At 63.2% G+C, this 21,387-nt stretch carries 22 protein-coding genes and 2 pseudogenes; 15 read left to right on the forward strand and 9 right to left on the reverse strand.

Annotation, left to right across the window (positions count from 1 at the left end; translation table 11 throughout):
• Positions 1-63: 63 nt before the first annotated feature.
• The 6 genes from AWB70_RS11045 to AWB70_RS38995 all read left to right on the forward strand — a co-directional run bounded on the left by AWB70_RS11045 (position 64) and on the right by AWB70_RS38995 (position 5,936).
• Positions 64-1,398 (forward strand): LLM class flavin-dependent oxidoreductase, encoded by a 1,335-nt coding sequence (locus tag AWB70_RS11045; protein ID WP_053570259.1) that lies wholly within the window; start codon positions 64-66, stop codon positions 1,396-1,398.
• On the forward strand, positions 1,395-2,792 hold the full coding sequence (locus AWB70_RS11050) for an LLM class flavin-dependent oxidoreductase (RefSeq protein WP_053570258.1): 1,398 nt from the start codon (positions 1,395-1,397) through the stop codon (positions 2,790-2,792). Before AWB70_RS11045 ends, AWB70_RS11050 begins: the two co-directional genes overlap by 4 nt.
• Positions 2,793-2,846: 54 nt before the next feature.
• Positions 2,847-3,659, forward strand: coding sequence for a MetQ/NlpA family ABC transporter substrate-binding protein (locus tag AWB70_RS11055; protein ID WP_053570257.1), 813 nt, complete (start codon positions 2,847-2,849; stop codon positions 3,657-3,659).
• A 29-nt stretch (positions 3,660-3,688) separates the two neighbouring features.
• Entirely contained in the window at positions 3,689-4,468 is a 780-nt protein-coding gene (locus tag AWB70_RS11060; RefSeq protein WP_053570256.1) for a methionine ABC transporter ATP-binding protein, read from the forward strand.
• On the forward strand, positions 4,461-5,144 hold the full coding sequence (locus AWB70_RS11065) for a methionine ABC transporter permease (RefSeq protein WP_200826405.1): 684 nt from the start codon (positions 4,461-4,463) through the stop codon (positions 5,142-5,144). Before AWB70_RS11060 ends, AWB70_RS11065 begins: the two co-directional genes overlap by 8 nt.
• 477 nt (positions 5,145-5,621) lie before the next feature.
• A complete protein-coding gene (locus AWB70_RS38995; RefSeq protein ID WP_200826406.1) occupies positions 5,622-5,936 on the forward strand; it encodes a hypothetical protein in 315 nt (104 codons plus the stop codon).
• 96 nt (positions 5,937-6,032) lie between these two features.
• Here the strand turns inward: AWB70_RS38995 and AWB70_RS11080 are convergent, their stop codons facing one another.
• Together AWB70_RS11080 and AWB70_RS11085 are read right to left on the reverse strand one after the other, a co-directional pair.
• Positions 6,033-7,391 (reverse strand): LLM class flavin-dependent oxidoreductase, encoded by a 1,359-nt coding sequence (locus tag AWB70_RS11080; RefSeq protein ID WP_075644280.1) that lies wholly within the window; start codon positions 7,389-7,391, stop codon positions 6,033-6,035.
• Positions 7,392-7,585: 194 nt separating this feature from the next.
• On the reverse strand, positions 7,586-7,930 hold the full coding sequence (locus tag AWB70_RS11085; protein WP_053570253.1) for a hypothetical protein: 345 nt from the start codon (positions 7,928-7,930) through the stop codon (positions 7,586-7,588).
• Between the two features lie 461 nt (positions 7,931-8,391).
• Here AWB70_RS11085 and AWB70_RS11090 point away from each other — a divergent pair, with 461 nt between their 5' ends.
• The 6 genes from AWB70_RS11090 to AWB70_RS11115 all read left to right on the forward strand — a co-directional run bounded on the left by AWB70_RS11090 (position 8,392) and on the right by AWB70_RS11115 (position 13,909).
• Complete coding sequence (locus tag AWB70_RS11090) at positions 8,392-9,348, forward strand: AraC family transcriptional regulator (RefSeq protein WP_053570252.1); 957 nt, start codon at positions 8,392-8,394, stop codon at positions 9,346-9,348.
• Positions 9,349-9,459: 111 nt separating this feature from the next.
• Positions 9,460-10,038, forward strand: coding sequence for a carboxymuconolactone decarboxylase family protein (locus AWB70_RS11095; protein ID WP_053570251.1), 579 nt, complete (start codon positions 9,460-9,462; stop codon positions 10,036-10,038).
• Complete coding sequence (locus AWB70_RS11100) at positions 10,035-11,114, forward strand: acyl-CoA dehydrogenase family protein (RefSeq protein WP_053570250.1); 1,080 nt, start codon at positions 10,035-10,037, stop codon at positions 11,112-11,114. The genes AWB70_RS11095 and AWB70_RS11100 overlap by 4 nt, the downstream gene beginning before the upstream one ends.
• Complete coding sequence (locus AWB70_RS11105) at positions 11,111-11,872, forward strand: ABC transporter ATP-binding protein (RefSeq protein ID WP_053570249.1); 762 nt, start codon at positions 11,111-11,113, stop codon at positions 11,870-11,872. Before AWB70_RS11100 ends, AWB70_RS11105 begins: the two co-directional genes overlap by 4 nt.
• A gap of 26 nt (positions 11,873-11,898) precedes the next feature.
• Positions 11,899-13,089 carry an ABC transporter substrate-binding protein gene (locus AWB70_RS11110; RefSeq protein ID WP_053570248.1) on the forward strand — a complete coding sequence of 397 codons (1,191 nt, stop codon included), beginning with the start codon at positions 11,899-11,901 and terminating at the stop codon, positions 13,087-13,089.
• Positions 13,082-13,909, forward strand: a complete 828-nt coding sequence (locus AWB70_RS11115) for an ABC transporter permease (protein WP_053570247.1) — start codon at positions 13,082-13,084, stop codon at positions 13,907-13,909. The genes AWB70_RS11110 and AWB70_RS11115 overlap by 8 nt, the downstream gene beginning before the upstream one ends.
• 1 nt (position 13,910) lies before the next feature.
• Here the strand turns inward: AWB70_RS11115 and AWB70_RS11120 are convergent, their stop codons facing one another.
• Together AWB70_RS11120 and AWB70_RS11125 are read right to left on the reverse strand one after the other, a co-directional pair.
• Positions 13,911-14,753 (reverse strand): CmcJ/NvfI family oxidoreductase, encoded by an 843-nt coding sequence (locus AWB70_RS11120; RefSeq protein WP_053570246.1) that lies wholly within the window; start codon positions 14,751-14,753, stop codon positions 13,911-13,913.
• A 51-nt stretch (positions 14,754-14,804) separates the two neighbouring features.
• A complete protein-coding gene (locus tag AWB70_RS11125) occupies positions 14,805-15,041 on the reverse strand; it encodes a hypothetical protein (RefSeq protein ID WP_075644279.1) in 237 nt (78 codons plus the stop codon).
• A gap of 213 nt (positions 15,042-15,254) precedes the next feature.
• Here AWB70_RS11125 and AWB70_RS11130 point away from each other — a divergent pair.
• Positions 15,255-15,518, forward strand: a pseudogene (locus AWB70_RS11130) (MetQ/NlpA family ABC transporter substrate-binding protein); the annotation flags it as partial.
• Between the two features lie 25 nt (positions 15,519-15,543).
• Positions 15,544-16,026, forward strand: a pseudogene (locus AWB70_RS39700) (peroxidase-related enzyme).
• Between the two features lie 47 nt (positions 16,027-16,073).
• Here the strand turns inward: AWB70_RS39700 and AWB70_RS11140 are convergent.
• The 5 genes from AWB70_RS11140 to AWB70_RS11160 form a co-directional block, all read right to left on the reverse strand.
• Positions 16,074-18,056, reverse strand: coding sequence for a family 2A encapsulin nanocompartment cargo protein cysteine desulfurase (locus AWB70_RS11140; RefSeq protein ID WP_053570242.1), 1,983 nt, complete (start codon positions 18,054-18,056; stop codon positions 16,074-16,076).
• Positions 18,031-18,963 (reverse strand): family 2A encapsulin nanocompartment shell protein, encoded by a 933-nt coding sequence (locus AWB70_RS11145; protein WP_053570241.1) that lies wholly within the window; start codon positions 18,961-18,963, stop codon positions 18,031-18,033. The genes AWB70_RS11140 and AWB70_RS11145 overlap by 26 nt, the downstream gene beginning before the upstream one ends.
• 95 nt (positions 18,964-19,058) lie before the next feature.
• The gene (locus AWB70_RS11150; protein ID WP_082378134.1) at positions 19,059-19,325 is read right to left on the reverse strand and encodes a helix-turn-helix domain-containing protein; all 267 of its coding nucleotides are present in this window, start codon (positions 19,323-19,325) and stop codon (positions 19,059-19,061) included.
• On the reverse strand, positions 19,322-20,257 hold the full coding sequence (gene epsC / locus AWB70_RS11155; RefSeq protein ID WP_053570240.1) for a serine O-acetyltransferase EpsC: 936 nt from the start codon (positions 20,255-20,257) through the stop codon (positions 19,322-19,324). The genes AWB70_RS11150 and epsC overlap by 4 nt, the downstream gene beginning before the upstream one ends.
• Before the next feature lie 35 nt (positions 20,258-20,292).
• Positions 20,293-20,760 carry a rhodanese-like domain-containing protein gene (locus AWB70_RS11160; protein ID WP_053570239.1) on the reverse strand — a complete coding sequence of 156 codons (468 nt, stop codon included), beginning with the start codon at positions 20,758-20,760 and terminating at the stop codon, positions 20,293-20,295.
• Positions 20,761-21,089: 329 nt separating this feature from the next.
• On the opposite strand from AWB70_RS11160, the gene AWB70_RS11165 reads away from it, so the two are divergent.
• Positions 21,090-21,383: a co-chaperone GroES gene (locus AWB70_RS11165; protein WP_053570238.1), complete on the forward strand. Its 294-nt coding sequence runs from the start codon at positions 21,090-21,092 to the stop codon at positions 21,381-21,383.
• Positions 21,384-21,387 lie beyond the last annotated feature (4 nt).

The following is a 21,387-nucleotide window of genomic DNA, read 5'->3' on the forward strand; positions in this document are numbered from 1 at the left end:
TGCCTTAACTACGATCGGGATAGTCGCTTCCCTTGCGATCCTGCCGACCACGAGACCCGATCCATGACCGACGCACCGAATCGCCGCATGCATCTCGCGACGCTGCTCCAACCCAATGGCCATCATACGGCGGGCTGGCGTCATCCCGATGCGGAACTCGGCGGTGACTATGACTTCGAGGTCTACCGCAAGCTTGCGCAAACCGCGGAGCGAGGCAAGTTCGACGTGTTGTTTCTCGCGGATGCAGTCGGCTTGCGCGAACGCGAAACCACCGAGCAGCTGAGCCGCTCGCCGATCACCGCTAACCTCGAGCCGCTCGGTTTGCTATCCGCGCTGTCGGTCGTCACGTCGCGGATCGGATTGGCCGCGACCGCATCGACCACGTATAACGAGCCGTACCACGTCGCGCGCAAGTTCGCGACGCTCGATCACCTGAGTCACGGTCGCGCCGGCTGGAACGTAGTAACCTCATTCACCGATGGCGAGGCGCGGAACTTCAATCGCGAACATCATCCGGATCACAAGAGCCGATATAGCCGGGCCCGCGAATTCGTGTCGGTCGTGCAAGGACTCTGGGATAGCTGGGACGACGACGCGTTCGTGCGCGACAAGCACACGGGCCGCTACTTCGATCCCACGAAGATGAACGTGCTGAACCACCGTGGCGATCATTTCTCGGTGCGCGGTCCGCTGAATATTGCGCGTTCGCCTCAAGGGCATCCGGTCCTTTTTCAGGCAGGTTCGTCTGATGATGGGCTCGAACTCGCCGCGGCCACAGCCGACGCCGTATATGTCGCGGCACAAACGCTCGATGAAGCGAAGGCGTATTACACGCGCCTGAAAGGCAAGGTCGAAGGGCTGGGCCGCGCGCCGTCTGCCGTCAGGATCCTGCCAGGCATCCAGCCATTTATCGGACGCACAGAGCAAGAGGCCGCCGAGAAGCATCGCGCGTTGCTTGAACTGATTCATCCGGATGCCGGGCTCGGGATTCTGTCGACGCTGATTGGGGTCGATATGTCGGCGTATCCGCTTGATGGTCCCGTACCCGAGCTACCCGTCACCGAAAGCCATCGCAGCCGGCAAAAGCTGCTTCTGGACCTCGCGCGCAGAGACAATCTCACGGTCCGGCAACTGTACGGTCACGTGTGCAACGGCGCTGGACATCACACCGTCATCGGCACTGCGGCGCAGGTTGCAGACCGATTACAGCACTGGTTCGAAAGCGGCGCCGCAGATGGCTTCAACATCCTTCCGCCCTATCTGCCGGCCGGTCTCGACGACTTCGTCGATCACGTCATTCCCGAACTGCAGCGGCGCGGGCTGTTCCGTACCGAGTACGAAGGCGCGACGTTGCGCGAGCATCTCGGGCTCGATTCGCCAATGCGGAATCGTTCATGAGTGCCGCATCGTCGCAAGCCGCGAAGCCGCTGATCCGCATGAATGCCTTCGCGATGCAAAGTCCTGTGCATCAGTCACCCGGACTCTGGCGGCATCCGCACGATCGCTCGCTCGCATACAACACGCTCGATTACTGGATCGCACTTGCGAAAACGCTCGAACGCGGGCTCGTCGACGCGCTTTTCATCGCCGATAGCCTTGAGTTCAACGACATCTATGGCGGCAACACGGACGCCGCGCTCAGGCATGCAGCGCAAGTGCCCAAACATGATCCGTTGATGTCGATCTCCGCGATGGCCGCCGTCACCGAACATCTCGGATTCGGCGTGACGAGCAATGCCAATCACGAGCCGCCCTATCCGTTCGCGCGGCGCATGTCGACCCTCGACCATCTCACGGGCGGAAGAATTGGCTGGAATGTCGTGACCGGCTACAGCAAGAGCAGCGCCCGTGCGCTCGGTCAATCGGGCGTGATCGCGCACGACGATCGCTATGACATCGCCGATGAATACATGGAACTCGTCTACAAGTTATGGGAAGGCAGTTGGCAGGATGGCGCGGCGGTGCGCGACCGGTCCTCCGGCGTGTTCGCGCTGCCGGAAAAGGTGCGCCGGATCGTCCACGAAGGACGCCATTTCAAGGTTGACGCCATTCATCTCGCCGAGCCCTCGCCGCAACGCACGCCATTGCTGTTCCAGGCGGGATCGTCGTCGCGCGGCAAGGTGTTCGCCGGCAAGCATGCCGAGTGCGTGTACGTGAGCGGCCCGAGCACGGCGGTGATTGCGCCCGTCGTCGCGTCCACGCGCGCGCAAGCCGTGCGTGCAGGCAGACGCGCCGAAGACATTCTGTTCTTCGCGATGGCGACGATCATCGTCGGACACACCGCAGCCGAGGCACGCGCGAAGCTCGCCGATTACGAGCAATACGTCAGCACCGACGCCGCCCTTGCGCTCTTCTCGGGCTGGACCGGCATCGACTTTTCGAGGCTCGATCCGGACGAACCGATCCGGCATCTGAAGATCGAGGACGGTATCCGCTCGGCGCTCGAAAACTTCACGACATCGGACCCGGGCCGGATATGGACCGTGGGCGAACTCGCGCGGCATAACTCGATCGGCGGGCGCGGCCCCGTATTTGTGGGCTCGCCCGCGCAAGTCGCCGATGAGATGGAAGCGTGGGTCGACGCGACGGGCATCGACGGCTTCAATCTTAGTTATGCCATCACGCCGCAAGCTTACGAGGATTTTGCGGATCTCGTCGTGCCGGAACTGCAACGTCGCGGCCGCTACAAGCGCGAATATGCACCGGGCACGTTGCGAGAAAAATTGTTTCCACAGACCGGCGCTTTCTTGCCCGATCGGCATACGGGGGCGGCCTTTCGCTTTGCGGAATAAAGCTTCAACGAATCGACCATTCATCCATCCATCAAGACTCGACAGGACACACCCATGCTCCACCGGACCGTACTCAAATTCGCGCTCAGCGTACTCGTCAGCGGACTCCTCGCGACCGGCGCGAGCGCGCAGACCGCGAAGCCGCGCGTGCTGAAAGTCGCGACAGGCGGTGTCGCGCCCTATGCGGACATTCTCAAGTTCGCACTGGACCATTCCGATCTGAAGCAACAAGGCGTCGATGTTCAGGTCGTGCAGATGACGGACTTCGTGCAGATCAATCCGTTAACCGAACAGAAGCAGCTCGACGCAAGTTTCTTTCAGCATTTCCCGTATCTCGATCAGTCGAATCACGATCATCAGACGCATCTTGTGCCTGTCGTTCCCGTGTTCACATCGGTGTTCGGTGCCTTTTCGAAGCGCTATAAATCGATCAAGGATTTGCCCGACGGCAGCCTGATCGTGTTCCCGAACGATCCGGCCAACAGCGGCCGCTCACTCGCGCTTTTCGCGGACTATGGTTTGATCACCTTGCGTCCCGGTGCGGGCATCAAAGCGACGCAGGCGGATATTGCGAGCAATCCGCATCGCTTCAAGTTTCGTGAAGTCGATCAGTTGATGCTCACGCGCACACTCGACGACGCCGATCTCGTCGCGATCAATGCCGCGTATATCTTGCAGCTTGGCATGAGTCCGTCGAAGGATGCGCTGATCACGGAGAAGGTGGATCGTTTTCCGAGCGGTCTTGTTGCGCGCCCGGACAACAAGAACGACGAAGCGGTGCAGAAGCTCGCCAAAGCGCTGACAACGCCGGAAGTGCGCCAGTTCATGACGCAAAAATTCGGTGATTCCGTCAAGCCGCTGTTCTGATCGATCGACATTTCATTGGAGAGGCGCGCATGTTCGAATTAGACAAGGTTGGCAAGATATATGAAATGCGCAATGAGCGCGTCGAAGCCGTGATCGATGTTTCGCTGAAGGTAAGCGAGGGCGATATCTTCGGCATTATTGGTTTCTCGGGCGCGGGCAAATCGTCACTGATCCGCCTGATGAATCTGCTAGATCGTCCGACAAGCGGCAGCGTGCGCCTGAAGGGCCGCGATCTCACCGACATGCCCTCTGCCGAACTGCGCGCGACACGGCAATCCATCGCAATGATCTTTCAGCATTTCAATCTGATCAACAACAAGACGGTGTCCGCGAACGTGTCGTTTCCGCTGGAAATCGCGCGTTTTCCGCACGCCGAACGTGAAGCTCGTGTGCGCGAGTGTCTGTCCATCGTCGGTCTGCTCGATAAGCTTCATGCCTATCCAGCGACCCTTTCCGGCGGTCAGAAACAACGTGTGGCGATCGCACGCGCAATGGCCAATCGACCATCGGTCTTGCTGTGTGACGAACCGACTTCGGCGCTCGATCCGCACTCGTCGCAGGAGATTCTCGATTTCCTGCTGAAGGTGAATCGCGAACTCGGCGTGACGATCGTCATCGTGACCCATCAGATGTCGATCGTGAACGAGATATGCAACAAGGTTGGCGTGATGGAAGCGGGACGCCTCGTCGAAACCTTCTCGCTAGCCAATCGCGCGTATCAACCGGTGACCGATATCGGCCGTTTGCTCACGCGTCATCGAGACAGCAGTTTCAACACGCAAGTGGAATCGAGGCGCGCATATGCTTGAAGCGATCAATGCAGTCTTAGACAACGTCGCACATCGGATGCCCGAGTTGCTGGTGTCGCTCAGTGAAACATTCCTGATGGTGGGCATTGCGCTGGGCGCTGCGATTCTCGTCGGCATTCCGGTCGGAACGTTGCTGTATCTCACGCGCAAAGGCGGCCTGGTCGAGCGGCCGCGGCTCTTCGCGCTGTTCGACATTCTCGTCAACGTCGTACGCTCGTTTCCGTTCATGATCCTGATCGTCGCGCTGATTCCCGTAACGCGTTTTCTGCTCGGCACGTCGCTCGGTACAGTCGCAGCTTCGGTGCCGCTATCGATAGTTGCGATCGTCTATTACGGGCGTCTCGTCGAACAATCGCTGCTCGATGTAGATCGTGGCGTGATTACGGCAGCCGTTTCGATGGGCGCCACCTTGCCGGAGATCGTCTTCAAGGTGCTGCTCGTTGAAGCACGCTCGGGGATCGTCTACGGGCTGACGATTGCGACCATCAGTTTTCTTTCGTTCTCCACGCTGGCCGGTGCAGTGGGCGGCGGCGGAATCGGCGACTTCGCGATTCGCTATGGATACTTTCGCTTCGAGACAGACACCATGGTGTTCACGATCGTGGTGATCGTGTTGCTTGTGCAATTGATCCAGTTTTCGGGAAGCCGGCTCTCGCGAGTTATCGACAAGCGGTAACGCGCGCGGCCGGTTCGATTCAGCTTGGTCCGCGATGAAAACAATCGCATTCGCCCTGCCGAGCCACAGTCGGACCGCGTCGCTCCCCGCGCCGATCGCGAAAGCATCGCTCAACGCAATGCTGATGCCGCTCAAACGCAACTGCTCCGCAACGGCCGCATGCGTGCAAGACTCGGACAGTTGCAGCCAGAGATGGAAATCCCGCGGATCCCTCTCCGCTTGTGCGAATGACATAGGGGGCGCGGCGAGCGCCGCGAACAGGGCGCCCGCCGCGCTCAAAAAAGGCACGTCGATCGAGAAGGTTTTCTGACCTGAATGCGATGCTGGAATGAAACGGTTAAGCAGGATGCACGGCAGTCGAATCTTCGCCAATCTGCAATGCCTGATTGAAGCGGTTGAAGAATCCGCACAGCGCGATGCGCAGCGTCAGCTCCACGATCTGCGCTTCGCTGACATGCTCGCGCAAGCGCAGGAGACGTGATCGCGAATGCGCTGCGGCGCGTTCGTCACGACGATCGCATACTCGATCACCAGCTTGTCGAGCGCGTCGAGCTTGGGATGATCGGCTTAGTCGTGCAGCGTGCGTACGCAATCGTTGAGCAACGAGATCACGATCGCCATCTCGATGAAGCGGTACGGCACCGCATTGCGAGCTTTCAGCTCGAGCAGCATGCGGGGCAGATGCTGCACTGCTGGCGTCACGTGCGAGAGTACGGAGAATTGATCGGCGAAATGCGCGCCGTTGTCCGTGAAGGCATCAAACAGTTGACGCTTCTTCGCGGAGAAGCTTGAAGGACCGGGTTCGCTTACGAGAGGCATACGAAGTCCTGCGTTGTTGAAGAATGATCGAATGGACGGCGCCAGGTACGCGCCCCCACCCTGGTGAACTCAGCGGAAGCTCGCGCCCACGTGGGGCGCTTCCAGATACGGGCCGCGACCCAGTAGCTTCTCGCGCAGCGTGCCTTCGGCATACGCGGTCTTGTATGCCCCGCGCCGCTGAAGCTCCGGCACGAGATACCGGACGACATCATGAAAGGTGCGCGGCGACTCCACCCATGCAAGATTGAAGCCATCGATTCCAGTCTCTTCCATGAGCGACTGCAGTTCGTCCGCCACCTGCACGGCGTCACCCACCACGACAGCGCCGCGTCCTCCTATGGTCACGAACTCCACCGCGTCGCGCACAGTCCATTCGCGCTCGGGATCGAGCTTGCTGAAGGAGGCGAGCGCCGACTGGCCGGCGTTGGTATCCACGTAGCTCAGCGTGTCGTCCGGCTGATAACCCGACAGGTCGATTCCGGTCCAGCCCGAGAGCAGCGCGATCGCCCCCTCGTAGCTCCCGCGTTGCCGGTAGGCTTCGTAGCGCTCCTGAGCCCTCTGTGCCGTCTCGTCGACGATGACGGTGAGCATCCCAAAGAGCTGCGCGCTGTCGGGCGCGCGTCCCGCCTGTTCCAGCGCCGCGCGAATGGCGAGGGCCGAAGTGCGCAGCCCGTTGCGCGTCGGCGCGCCGAGGAAGATGCATTCCGCGTGGCGCGCAGCGAAACGCGCGCCGCGTGCCGAACCGCCGGCCTGAAACAGCAGTGGCGTGCGTTGCGGCGACGGTTCGCACTGGAAGATCCCCTCGCTCTCGAAGTAGCGGCCCTTGTGCACGATCGGACGGACCCGGTCGGGATCGGCATATACACCGCGTTGCGGATCGCGCCTGACCGCGCCCTCCTGCCAGCTTCCTTCCCAGAGCTGGTAGCAGACCTCCAGGAATTCGTCGGCGCGATCGTAACGCTCATCGTGGGCGCGCAGTTCCGTCTGACCGAGACTGCGCGCGCCGCTTTGCAGGTAGGAAGTCACCACGTTCCAGGCGACCCTGCCGCGAGTCAGATGATCGAGCGTCGTGAAGCGCCGCGCGAGCAGATAGGGCGCCTCGTAGGCAACGGAAACCGTTACGCCGAAGCCCAGATGTCGCGTCGCATGCGCCATCAGCGGAATCAGGGGAACCGGATCGTTCATCGGCACTTGCGCGGCCGTGCGCAGCGCCGCCGCGGGGCTGGCGCCGAACACGTCATAGATGCCGGTGACATCGCCAAGAAACAGACCGTCGAACAGTCCCCGCTCGAGCACCTGCGCGAGTTCGACCCAGTAGTCGGTGTCGAGATAGCCGACCGAGCGGTCGTCGGGCGCCGTCCACTGACCAGGCGCGAGATGCCCGACGCAATTCATCATGAAAGCATTAAGGCGGATGTGGCGAGGCATGTTGGAGCGGGTGGCCGTACGTGAAAACCTGCGATTCTAGTGTTCACCACGGCCGCTCAAAACCGCGAATTTGTCACACGCTTTTCAGCTCACGCATGGGAAGGAACGCACGATTGAGGATATGGCCTGACCGCGCGCGACGGGCCGGGCCTTCATGCCGGTGACCTGTCCGTCTGCTCACCCGCTCGCGAGCGCTATCGACGTGTCAGCATCGCGAGCCTGGAATGGGCATGCAGGTCATAGTTCGACAGGGTGCCGGTCACGATGCGCGTGACCGGAAAAGTGGCTACCGATGTGGCGACCGGCTCCGAAGCATCATGTGACTTCCCGGCCGGCGCGCGGGCCACTCCATTTGCGCGCTGAAAACGTGTGACGCGAGATGACTGCGCACAAATTTCCACGGCACCCTCGTCCACGAGCGCCATCAGCAACAAACGCACCACTTCGGTCGACCTGCCGAACGCCTGCGCAAGCTTCGTCGCGGAATAGCGCTCGCCGCTGTTCATGGCGTCCAGCAATATTGCGTGAGTCAGCTTCATGGCAAAGAAAGTCTCAATAGTGAGCGTGAATGCACGCTGGCATCCTGTACACCCGCGTCGATGAGTCGGGTTGGCGAACAGTGTCAGGCGCGCCTTGGCTGAACCCAACCAATTATATTTGCTATGTAAATCGACACCGATCGATCAGCCCGCCCCGCTCCGTTCTATGGTGGACGCGCGTTTCGCACCGGTGCGTTGCGAGTTCGGCGTGTATGTCAGCACTCATGCGCGCTTACTGCGCATCGCGTCCCCTGCATGAAGCGCGGCCGTCCGGCAGAGGCGACACGACTAGCATGATTCCCGTCGCTCAGCGATGCTTAGCAATTGCGCGAGAAAGATTCGCGCCCATATGAAGTCCAGGCATATCGATCCCATGATTGCTTCTTTGGCGTGCGGCGCTACGGGCGGCTACTCTCGACTCTTTCGCCTCGCACATCGCGGCTTCATCCGCTTTATCCATCATGCCGACTTCCGCCGACATCGCCGCAGACTGGCTGCTCTCCGGACTCGAACTGCGCAGCACGCTCTTCCACGTGGGGCGGTATTGCGGCGCGTATCGGGCATCGACGGCGGGCCATCAGCGCGCGAGTTTCCACTTGATTCTGGAGGGTGCGTGCTGGCTTCATCTGCCGGAGCGGCCGGGCCGGCCGCAGCGGAGCGTACGGCTCGGCGCCGGCGATGCAGTCTTTCTGCTGCACGACATGCCGCACTGCCTCACGCCCGAGCCGAATGCGCCCGCCGCCGCCGAGTACGCAACGCGCATCGGTACGATGAGTCCGCTCAATGCCGAACCGACCGACGGAGACGGCCTGGCTCTCGCCTGCGGATTCTTCGAATTCCGCTCGGATCTGGGCGATGCATTGAATGCGCTTTTGCCCGATTACATCGTCGTTCGTCACGATGATGTCCGGTTTGCGGGAGCGCGCACGCTGTTCGACCTGATTCGCGCCGAGACGGCGCGCAACGGCGACTCGCCCTCGCCGCTCATCAACCGTCTGACCGATGTGCTGTTCTTCTACGCGCTGCGCGCCGTCGCGAGCGCAGACGACTTTGCGCCCGGCCTCTGGTCGGTCATGCAACGCGCGGAGTTCGCCCCGCTCGTCAACGCGATCATCGAGCGCCCCGGCGATGACTGGAGCACGCATGCGATGGCGGCGTTCTGCCATATGTCACGCGCGCGCTTCTGCAAGCAGTTCGCCGAGTCGTGCGGACAGCCGCCCGCGCAATTTCTGGCGATTCTGCGCATGAAGGTGGCGGCGGAGATGTTGAGACGCGGCGCCTCCATGCTGAACGCGGCGGAACACGTGGGCTATCAGTCCGAATCCGCATTCGCACAGGCGTTCAAGCGGGTCACGGGACTGCTACCCGGCGCATGCCGCCGCGCGCATCCTCGTCATCCTTCGGCGGCCGTGCACTGACGAAAGGCGGGCGGCAACCCTGCAAGACGAATCCGCATGATTCCTGGACGGCCGAGCATTGCGGCCGCATCCGTGCGTCGGACACACTAAGGCTTTCCGATCGAGGATGCCATGAGCCGTCTGCCTTTGAACACCATCGAGACCGCACCCGAGGCGAGTCGCCCCTTCCTGCAGAAAGCACTCGCAGCCAACGGTTTCCTGCCGAATCTCGTCGCGTCTCTCGCGAACGCGCCGGTGGCGCTCGAAACCTATCTGACCGTCGCCGAAATCAACGCAAGAAGCGGGCTCACGCTCGCAGAGCGGGAAGTCGTGCAGATCACCGCCGCGGCCGTTCACGGCTGCGGGTTTTGCGTCGCCGGGCATACGGCGGTCGCGCTGAAAAAAGCCCAACTGCCCGCGGCGCTGGTTGAGCAGGTCCGTGCACAAGGTGCACTCTCCGACGCGCGGCTCGACGCGGTCGCGGTGTTCACGCGCGCCGTGATCGCCAGCCGCGGCGCAGTCTCCGACGACGCGCTGGCGACGTTCAGGCGCGCGGGCTTCAGCGATGCCAATGCGCTCGAAGTGGTGCTCGGCGTGAGCCTCGCCACGCTATGCAATTTCGCCAACAATCTCGCGCGTAACGAACTCAATCCGCAACTCGAGGCGTATCGCTGGGACCGCCAGGCAGCATCGGACACACGCGCCGCATGAACGCGCCACGACCAGACCAGGCGCTCGACGCCTGGCTCGACCTGCACGCCGAAGCGCTCGACTCGGACCCGTCGCGGGCTGCCGAAGTGTTGCCGCAACTCGTGCTCGCGGGCGCGGCGGCGGCAGGCGTACCCAAGGCTGCGGGCGGCGCCGGCGGAACGATAGCGGATGCCATCGACATGGTGGCCGCCGTGGCCCGGCGTTCGCTGACGGCGGCGTTCGTGCTGTGGGGTCACCGCACGTTCATCGAGTATCTCCTGCAGAGCGACAACCCGACGCTGCGCGAAGAAACGCTTCCGCCGTTGCTGGCGGGCGAAATCGCCGGCGCAACCGGACTGTCCAATGCGATGAAGTTTCTGTCCGGTATCGAAGGCCTGCAGATGCATGCCACGCGGCGCGGCAACGGCTACGCGCTCGAGGGCGGCCTGCCGTGGATTACCAATTTACGGCGCGAAGCCTTCATCGCCGCGGCCGCGTTCGATCACGACGACGGCGCGCCGCCTGCGATCTTCGCGATACCGCACGATACGCCGGGCGTCGAGCGCAGCGACGATCTCGACCTCGTCGGCCTGCGCGCCAGCAATACCGCCGCCCTGCGCGTGAAGGGCACGGTGCTCGACGAAACCTGGCGCATCGCCGCCGATGCGCGCAACTGGCTCCTGCGTGTGCGTCCCGCTTTCCTGGGCCTGCAATGCGGCATGTCGGTCGGACTTGCGCGCGGGGCGCTCGAAGCGACGTCGGAAGCCGCGGCGTCGTCGCGCGATTCGATCCGGGCGGAAACCGGCGCGCTGCAAGCGACGCTCGACGAGCAGGCCATGCAGCTGCGGCATGGCGTGCTCGACGGCACGTACCTCGAGCGGCCCGCCGCGCTTTTCGCGCTGCGCATTGCGCTTGCCGATACCGTGACCCGCGCGGTCTCGCTCGAGGTGCAGGCGAGCGGCGGACGCGGCTTTCTGCGAAATCAGGGCGGCACGGCGCGCCGCGTGCGCGAAGCCTCTTTCATTCCGATCGTCACGCCGAGCCTCGTGCAGCTGAAAGCGCAGCTCGAACAACACCGGCGGACGGCCACCTTATGACGGGCGCGCACATTGTCGCGAGCGACGTCGCTCTGCGTTATGCGACACGCAGCGTGCTGCACGGTGTGGATCTCTCGGTCGCACCGGGGGAACTCGTCGCGCTGCTCGGGCCGAGCGGCTGTGGCAAGTCGTCATTGTTGCGCACGGTCGCCGGACTGACGAAGCCCACTGGCGGAAGCGTTCGCATCGACGGGAACGTGGTCGAGGGGCCGCGCCCGGATGTCGTGTTCGCCTTCCAGGATCCTTGCCTTTTGCCCTGGCTCACGGTCGAGCACAATGTCGCGTTCGGACTCACGTTCAGGCGCCAGCCGCAACTGTCCCGTGCGGATCGCAAGCGGCGCGTGAAAGATGCGCTCGCGGCCGTCGGCCTGTCCCATGCGCGCACGTGGCTGCCCTCGCAGCTCTCGGGCGGCATGGCGCAACGCGCGGCGCTGGCGCGCTGTCTTGCCCGCGAACCGCGTGCGCTGCTGCTCGACGAACCGTTTGGCGCGCTCGACGAAGTCACACGCGCCGGCATGCAGCAGCTTCTGCTTGAAACGGTCCGGCGTACCGGCGCCGCGGCGCTGTTCGTGACGCACGACATCGACGAAGCGCTCATCGTCGCCGACCGCATCGCCCTGCTCGGCAACCGTGGAACGCTGGCCGGACAGTGGGCAATCGACCTGCCGCATCCTCGCACGACGCAGATCCAGTCGCTGGGCGAACTCCGCATTTCAATCCTTCAGGCGCTGCACAACTCGATCACCGAAGCGGCGTGAATCTCACAGCAGGGGAAATCATCTCGATGTGCCAGTTACCGATGTCGCGCCGCGAGTGGCTCAAGCTCGCATCGCTTTTCAGCGTCGCGGGCGCGGCTCCGCTGCTCGGGGCGCTCCAGGCACGCGCCGCCAGCGAGCCCGACGCGCCCGTGCGCATCGGCTACCTGCCGATCACCGACGCAACACCACTGCTCGTCGCACACAACAACGGATACTTCGAGGCTGCGGGTGTCCGCGCCGAAAAGCCGACGCTTCTGCGCAGCTGGGCACAGCTCGTCGAAGCTTTCCTGTCCGGCCAGGTGAACGTGGTTCATCTGCTGTCCCCGATGACCGTCTGGGCGCGCTACGGCAGCAAGGCGCCCGCGAAGGTGGTCGCGTGGAATCACGTGAACGGCTCCGCGCTGACCGTTGCCCCGGACATCGGGTCGATCGGTGATCTTGCAGGCAAGACGGTTGCCGTGCCGTTCTGGTATTCGATCCACAACGTTGTCCTGCAGGACATGCTGCGTGCACAGGGGCTGCGGCCCGTGCTCAAGAGTACGGCGCCGCCCGGTCCCAAAGAAGTCAACCTGATCGTGATGCCGCCGTCCGACATGCCGCCCGCGCTCGCCTCGAAACAGATCGCGGGCTACATTGTTGCCGAGCCCTTCAATGCCGCCGCGGAACAACTGAATGTCGGACGGGTGCTCCGCTTCACGGGCGATGTCTGGCGCAATCACGCGTGCTGCGTGATCTTCATGCACGAGCAGGACCTGACGCAGCGCCCCGACTGGTCGCAGAAAGTCGTCGACGCGATCGTCAAGGCGCAGTCATGGACCCGCACGCATCCGGAAGACGCGGCGAAGCTGCTCTCCAAGGAAGGCCCGAATCACTACACCCCGCATAACTCACAGTTGCTCGCCCGGGTACTCGCGCCCTCTGCCGCCGAACAGGGGCGCTACCTCGGCGACAAGGCGATTCAGCACGCGGACTGGCACTCGAAGCGCATCGATTTTCAGCCCTATCCGTATCCGAGCTATACCGAGGAACTCGTGCGCCGGCTCAAGACGACGCAGGTGGATGGCGCGAGCCAGTTCCTCGCTTCGCTCGAGCCGTCCCAGGTCGCGAAGGATCTGGTGGACGACCGCTTCGTGAAGAAGAGCATCGAGGCGGCAGGCGGGATGACGGCCTTTGGCCAGGGTGCGGGCTACGTGCGTCAGGAGACGATCCTTGTCTAGCGTGCTCGTACCGGAAGCGCCACTCGCGGCACAAGCGCAACGGCGCGTCTGGGCGCGCTGGCGCGGCGTGTTGCTCGGGATCGCCGGGCTGACGGCGACGATCGCGCTCTGGTGGCTTGCCGTGACGCTGCTTGCCGGACACAACCCGATGGCCGCGCAGTTCGCACCGCAGCGCGCCCTGGAGGCCCTGCCCGCGCTCGCCTCGGAGGACCGGCTCTTCGAGCACATCGCAACGAGCCTCAAGCGCATCGCGGTTGGACTTGCCTGGGCACTGATCGTGGGCGTACCGGTGGGCTTCGCCCTCGGCCGTCTGCGCTGGCTCGAACAAGCGCTCTCACCGACGCTGCAGTTCATGCGCATGGTCTCGCCGCTGTCATGGATGCCGGTTGCGGTGATGTCGCTCGGTGTCGGCGACCGCGCCGTGTACTTCCTGCTCGCCTTCGCCTCCGTCTGGCCGCTGGTTATGAGCACCGCGGCGGGCGTCGGCCATCTCGACCGGCGCTGGATCCGGCTCGGCGAGAGCCTCGCCGCCACGCGCACCGAAATGCTCTTGCACATCTACGTGCCCGGAATCGCCGCGCACGTACTGACGGGCGTGCGGCTTGCCATCGGCATCCTGTGGATCGTGCTGGTGCCTGCCGAAATGCTCGGCGTGAGCGCCGGCCTCGGTTATCTGATCCTCGACACGCGTGACCGCCTCGCGTATTCCGAGCTGACCGCCGTGATTCTCGTGATCGGCGCGCTCGGCTTCCTGCTCGATCTCGCCGCGCGCGCTTTGGCGGCGCGCCTGCGCGGCGGTACGGCGGACGGAGAGCGCTGAATCAGAAGAACAACAGCGTTCGCAGTTCGATGCTGCGACGCGGCTTCGCATCGGGCGGCGCAGAGGAATCCTCGAATGCGGTGTGCGCGGTAAATCGCGCAATGCCGTCGCCCGCGGAATCGTAGATCTTGATGAGCAGCGCCTCGTCCGGCGTCATATCCGGGAAGTAATACCAGCGGTGCTGCAGGTTGTGCACGAACGCATAGGTTTCGCCGGTCATCGTCGGATAGACCAGGTCCTGCGCCACGGCATCTCGCAAATCGATGCTGCGCGAGTCGCACAGCGCAAGCGGGGACGATTCCACCGGCTCGCCGACCGGGCGCCAGAGGTTGACGATCGCAAAACGCCCTCTCAGCAACCGATCGGCCTCTTCAAGCGGAAGATGATCCCGGACCCGACGCGGCCCGGAGACGAACGTCTGATCGTTGTGGATGCGCAGTACCGGCTCCCTGACGCCCTGCGCCCGATCCGCATGGCCATCGCGCAGCGTGTGATCGAAGATGACGACGCGCTTCGCGCCGGTCCACGTCTTGAGCAGCCGCTCGGATTGCGCATAGTAGACCGAGCGAATCGCGGCCTCGTCGGAGAAATCGGTTAGAGCCGGCGTTGAACGATGCAGTTCGAAGCCGTTCCGGTCAAGCGACAGTCCTCCGGGCGGCGGCCGTAGGCGCGCGTTCGAAATCCTGACCGCGTGCGCGCGATATTCACCCGTGCTGCGCGGTACGCCCGCAGGCGGCTCGTACGCATAGGAGACCGGCCGTACGCCCGTCGGCACGAGGTAGTTCAGCTTGGCCTCGACCTCGGATTGCCGGGTAGCTTCTCTTTCGACGACAACATCGCTCATGATGTGCTCCGCGATCGGTGATCCTGTCCGGGTAGTCCGGTTGCGACCGTCTCAGTGCAACGGCGCTTCGGTGTGCAACTGAAGCGCGTCGGCGGTGTGGCTCATGTCGAAGTAGCCGGCGCGCGCATAGAGCGCAATGCATTCGAGCCGATCCGCGCGCGTTGCCGCATCCACCACGGGGCGTTCGCCTGCCTCGTCCACGCCGGCGGAACGCGCGCGAAAGCGCCCCTGCAGCCGCATTGGCGAGCCCGTTAGAGCGTGCCAGTACAGCGCCAGGAAGTGCGACATGACTCACATCCAAAATAGCTCGGTGTCACCAATCTAGGCCGATGAGAACGGTTCCACAAACAAGCTTTTCTGCAAAGCATTGCATTTCCAAACGCCTTCCGCGGCGTCGGAGACAGTGGCCTGTCCAACGAAACCGTCACGAACTCGAAGTTATTGGTAGCTCTGCGCGGCGCAACAGGATCACGTCTTTTCGAACTGACACAGCCCTTATCGATGAAGACCACCACGCCGTTGACGTCCGCACTGCTTTCCATTCTCCTTGCCTGGTGCGTGGCCTGTGTGCAGCCGGTTCAGGCAGCGGGCCAGACGGTTCGAGTCGGCATCATGTCGGGCGAGGACGAGGACGTCTGGCACACGGTGGCGGCCAATGCAGCGAACCAAGGCATCACGGTGAATATCACAACTTTCGCCGACTACACGCAGCCCAACGAGGCGCTCGCCCAACACGACCTCGACGCTAATTCGTCCCAGCACAAGCTGTTGCGGGCGTCGCAGCACGCGCATGCCTTCTTGCACCTCGGCAGCCCGCTCGGGCGCATCACCTTCGCAGGTGATGCACTCGTCGTCCACACACCGAAGGGGCGTTAACCAGTCGATTTTCCTGATCTTCGCGACAGGCTTTCATTCGAATATCGACGCGCGCGCGGCATCGCTGCCATGCCGTTCGCGGCGGATCGCGAGCATCATTTCGCGGCCCTGCAGGCACGCGCAGCGGTTTGCGCAACTCGCAAAACACGACGATGTCATCCAGCAGATATTCGCCGATCCACACACGGCCGGCACGACCGAGCGCGAGCGCGCCATCGTCCGCTACGCGATCGATATCACACTGGCGCCCGAATCGATCGATGCGAACGCGCTGGCGCCGCTGATTGCAGCGGGCCTGTCGAAAGGCGAAATCCTCGACTTGTCCTAGGCGGTAGCGATGTTCGCTTGGGCCAACCTGCTCAAGCTCATGCTCGGCGAGCCGTCGTTTCCGTCATAGTTCACGGCGAAGCCTGACGCGAGCGCTCCGCTCGCGTCATGCCGTGCTTAGCGGCGCCCCGCCAGACGACGCACGACCGAGATGAAGCGATCCACCTCGTCGCACGTGTTGTAGAACGCGAGCGATGGCCGCACCGTCGCTTCGACGCCGAAACGACGCAGGATCGGCTGTGCGCAGTGATGCCCCGAACGCACCGCAATACCTTCCTCGTTCAGCGCGCGGCCGACCTCTTCCGGCTGATAGCCCTTCAGCACGAACGACAGCACACTTGCCTTGTCGTCCGCCGTGCCGATGAGCCGCACGCCCGGGACCGGACGCAGAAGATGCGTCGCATAGGCCAGCAGATCATGCTCGTAGCGCCCGATGTTCTCGATGCCGATGCGCATCACATAATCGAGCGCCGCGCCGAGACCCACCGCATCCGCGATATTGCCGGTGCCCGCCTCGAAACGGCTCGGCGGACCCTGAAATACCGTGCGCTCGAAGGTAACGTCCTGGATCATGTTGCCGCCCCCTTCCCACGGCGGCATGTCCTCTAGCACTTCCCGCTTGCCGTATACGGCGCCGATGCCGGTCGGCCCGAAGATCTTGTGTCCGGAGAACACGAAGAAGTCCGCATCGACGCTCTGCACGTCCACGCGCATGTGCGACACCGACTGCGCACCATCGACGAGCGCTCGCGCGCCCGCACGATGCGCCATCGCGACAATCTCCTGCACCGGCACGACGGTGCCCAGCGCGTTCGACACCTGGGTCACTGAAACGATCTTCGTGCGTCCGTTGAGCATGCGCTGATATTCGTCGAGCTTCACCTGCCCTGAATCGTCGACGGGAATCACGCGCAGTGTCGCGCCCTTCTCCGCGACAAGCTGTTGCCACGGCACGATGTTCGCATGGTGCTCCAGATGCGACACGATGATCTCGTCGCCCTCGCCGACGTTTTTTGCACCCCACGACTTCGCGACCAGATTGATGCCTTCGGTCGTGCCGCGCACGAAGATGATCTCTTCCGTCGACGATGCATTGAGGAAGCGTCGCACCGTCTCGCGCGCCCCTTCGTAGGCATCGGTCGCGCGGCCCGCGATGGCATGCGCGGCGCGATGGATGTTCGAGTTCTCGTGCGCGTAGAAATACGCGAGCCGGTCGATGACCGCTTGCGGCTTCTGGGTCGTTGCCGCGTTGTCGAACCAGACGAGCTGTCTGCCGTTGACGCGCTCCTGAAGGATCGGGAAGTCGCGTCGGATCGCGTTGATGTCGAACGGCGGATGGGCGGACCTGGCGTAGGACGCATGGTTGCGTTCGTCCTCCGCGAAGTAATAGGCACCGGTTCGATCGGATCCGCCCTGCGCCGCAGTGCCGCGCCTTTCTTCCGACAGCGAACGCAGAAAGTCATCGCCGGGCAAGCCGAACGATTCGGGGGAGACGCCTTGTCCGGGACTAAGTGTCTCGCGATGCACATGCGCGGGCTGACTGCCCTCGTTCAGAAAGTAATAACCGGACGTGAACGCGCCGGGTGCCGATGGACGCTCGACCTGCACCGGCTCGGTTCCCAGCGCCGCACTGCCGAAGCGTGGCTCCAGCGCGGGCAACACAGCTTGCGCGGAATCCGGCACGGTGTCGTGAGCGATCGCATGCGGGGCAAGCGCAGGCACGCGATTGCCGAGCGAAAGTACATGGAGCGGCGAGGACGGCACGAGATTCGCTCCGGGAACGTGCCCTTGCGGAAGGGTCGCGCCCGGCACGCCGGTGCCTGTTCCGCCTGGGCCTGCGAGCGGCGAACCAGGCGGCGCGGGATTGCTAGCCACGCTCGTAACCGGCGCCGTGAAGGGCAATGCCGCCGAGACCGACTGCCCTGCGCCGCTGCCGACGCTAGCCGCTGCCGGCGTGGCGCTGCCCGGAATGCTCGAGAAAAATTCATTCGCGAGACGCGCGAGCGTCGCGACATCAGGCAATCCTGCCGGAGCCTCCGATTGCGGCGCCGACGGCACGCGATCGCTCAGCGGGTTATCGATAGGTGTCGGGATACTCATGGTACTTGGCGATCTCCACGTCGTCGAGGACTGCCAGTGCATCCGGAGAATGCACGGCGAGCGAGCAATACAGCGAGATCAGATACGACGCGATCGCGTGATTGTTGATGCCCATGAAACGCACGGACAACCCCGGACCCTGCTCGCCTGCCACGCCCGGCTGATACAGCCCGACCACGCCCTGGCGTTTCTCGCCCACGCGCAGCAGCAGGATCTTGGTCTTGCCGTCCGCCACCGGCACCTTGTCGGACGGAATCAACGGAATACCGCGCCACGTGAGAAATTGCGAGCCGAACAGGCTCACTGTCGGCGGCGGCACGCCCCGACGCGTGCATTCACGGCCGAATGCCGCGATCGCCAGCGGATGAGTCAGGAAGAACGCGGGTTCCTTCCAAACCTTCGTGAGGAGTTCATCGAGGTCGTCGGGTGTCGGCGCGCCCATCAGCGGGAAGACGCGCTGGTCCTCCGCGACGTTGGCCAGCAGTCCGTAGTCAGGGTTGTTGATGAGCTGGCTCTCCTGCACCTCCTTGATCGTCTCGATCGTCAGGCGCAATTGCTCTTTCGTCTGATCGTGCGGGCTGCTATAGAGATCGGCGACTCGGGTCTGCACGTCGAGCACGGTGCTCACCGCGTTCAGGAAGTACTCGCGAGGATGCTCTTCGTACGGGACGAAGGTGCGCGGCAGCATGCTCTCGTCTTCGCGCTGCGTGCACAGCGCGCGCACTGCCTCGGGGTTCTTGACTTGGTTCAGACGATAGATGCCGGCCTCGACCGGTACCCACTGCAACACATGCGTGAGCCAGCGAGGCGTGATGGTGGAGAGTTGCGGGACGGTCTTGGTGGCATTGGCTAGTTGCCGTGCTGCATTATCGCCGAGCGCGGTCGCGCCGCCGACTGTCGCGGTCATGAGAAGCTCCGGGGTCTATATGATCTGAACGGGAATACTTATGAACGAGCGTCATTATCAGAAGCCGCAAATTCCCGATCAACCTGCTATAGACGTCATTTCTCCACGTTTTCCGCATCGCCGTCGGTCAGCGATGCCGATCTCTGCTCCAACTGAGTCGTCAGTAACCGCGCGATCGGCACTTCCAGAGCCTGCGCGAGCTTCTCTACCGTCACGATCGATGCAATGCAGGACCCGCGTTCGATTTCCCCGACATAAGTTCGATTGAGACCCGCGTGCGCCGCGAGCTGCTCCTGCGTCCAGCCACGAGACTCGCGCCATTGCCGCACGGCGAAGCCGAGATGTTGCACGAGCCCGCTCATGATTGTTGCTGCCGCACTTGCGCGTTCGCTGCAGCTTCTGCACTTTGTGTCAGCGCCTGCGTAATGGAAGCGCCTGGGGCAACATCGTGCGTGAGCCACACGTTGCCACCGATCACCGCGCCGCGCCCGAGCGTCACCCGGCCGAGGATCGTCGCGCCGGCGTATATGACGACGTCGTCCTCCACGATGGGATGACGTGCCAGCCCCTTCTCGAGATGTCCGTCCGCGTCGCGCGGAAAACGCTTGGCGCCGAGCGTCACCGCCTGATAGATGCGCACGTGATTGCCGATGATGGTGGTCTCGCCGATCACCACACCGGTGCCATGATCGATGAAGAAGCCCGAGCCGATACGCGCACCCGGGTGAATGTCGATGCCGGTTTCCCCGTGCGCGAGCTCGGCGATGATGCGCGCGAGCAGCGGCAGCTTGAGCCGGTAGAGTTCGTGCGCGATGCGGTGATGAATCATCACCAGAATGCCCGGATAGCACAGCAGCACTTCGTCGACGCTGCCTGCTGCCGGGTCGCCCTGATACGCCGCGAGGATGTCGCTGTCGAGCAAGGCACGAATGCGCGGCAGTGCGCCGGCGAACGCGCGGACCGTTTCGCTCGCGCGCGTGTCGATTGCTTGATCGTCGCGCGGCAGATGACGGGCCTTGTACTGCAGTTCGAGCTTCGCCTGCGCGAGCAGACCCTGCAGCGCAAAATCCAGCGCGTGACCAATGTAGAAGTTCTCACTCTCCTGACGCAGGTCACGCGGACCGAGGCGCATCGGGAAGAGCACCCCTTTCAGCGCTCCGACGATGTCCGCAAGCGCCTCGCGCGCGGGCAACTCGCGCCCGCCCGGTTCGAGCGAGCGCTTCTGCACTTCCCGCCACTGCTGGCGGACCGTCTGCAGCGATTGAACAATGTCGGCAATATCGAATGCGGCCACAGTACAGTCCTTTCGATGATATTTTCGGCGAACTTCTAGTCCTGAACCCAGGGCAGGCCGAGGTAGCGCCAACCGTTCTGCGTGCCTCGCCGCTGTTGCTCGTCGAGATCGCCCTCGAAGCCCTCGCTCACGTTGAAGGCATTCACAAAGCCCGCTTTCGTCGCAGCCTCGGCGGCGGCCGCCGAACGTTTCCCGCTGCGGCACAGAAGGAGCACGACGGCATCCTTGCCCGTCTTTGCTTCGAGTTCGCGCGCGAAACGCGGATTGCGCGTCAGGCTGGTGCCCGTCGCCCATGCAACGTGAACACTCTCGGGCACGAGACCTACGAACTTGCGCTCCTCGGCTGTGCGCACGTCGACCAGCACGGCATCCCCCGTCTGGACCAGATCCCATGCGTCGCGTGGAGACACGCTGCCCGCAAAAGGCAATTGCCCTGCTGTCGCGGCCTCGCGCGCCGCTTCCAGCACCGGATGTGTTACGCGTTCCTGCACTTCGTCAGTCATGACGTCTCCGTTATCTAACTTCGCCACAGATGCCGACGGCGCCGACAGTCGTCTGAGGAAATCAACCGTCTATAGCCACCAGACCGAACTATGCGAGCAATCCCGCCGAAGCTGAACGAAGCATTCTTCATTTGCAAATGAGGACTCGCCTTTCAGCGTCGATGCGTCGGCTGGACGTGCCGCGCGCGCATTAGCACATACGCAGCAACACGCTATCCATTTGCAGAACGCTTATTTAGGCTGCGCAGACCCGCTCCCTATACTCGCTCTTCGGTAGCACTCCGTTGGGAGGAGTGCCAGTTCTCGACACATGCTGGAGGAGTAATCGAATGAGTCTGCGTCCCTTGCACGATCGTGTGATCGTCAAACGTCTGGATCAGGAAACCCGCACCGCATCGGGCATCGTGATTCCCGAGAGCGCCGCAGAGAAGCCCGATCAGGGTGAGATCCTCGCGGTCGGGCCGGGTCGCCGCGACGCCGATGGAAAACGGGTCGAGCCCGACGTCAAGGTCGGCGACCGCGTTCTGTTCGGAAAATATTCAGGCCAGGCCGTCAAGGTCGATGGCAACGAGCTGCTCGTGCTGCGCGAAGAAGACATCGTGGCAGTCGTGAACGCAAAATAAGGAG

The sequence above is a fragment of the Caballeronia cordobensis genome, from assembly GCF_001544575.2.
GTDB lineage: Bacteria > Pseudomonadota > Gammaproteobacteria > Burkholderiales > Burkholderiaceae > Caballeronia > Caballeronia cordobensis.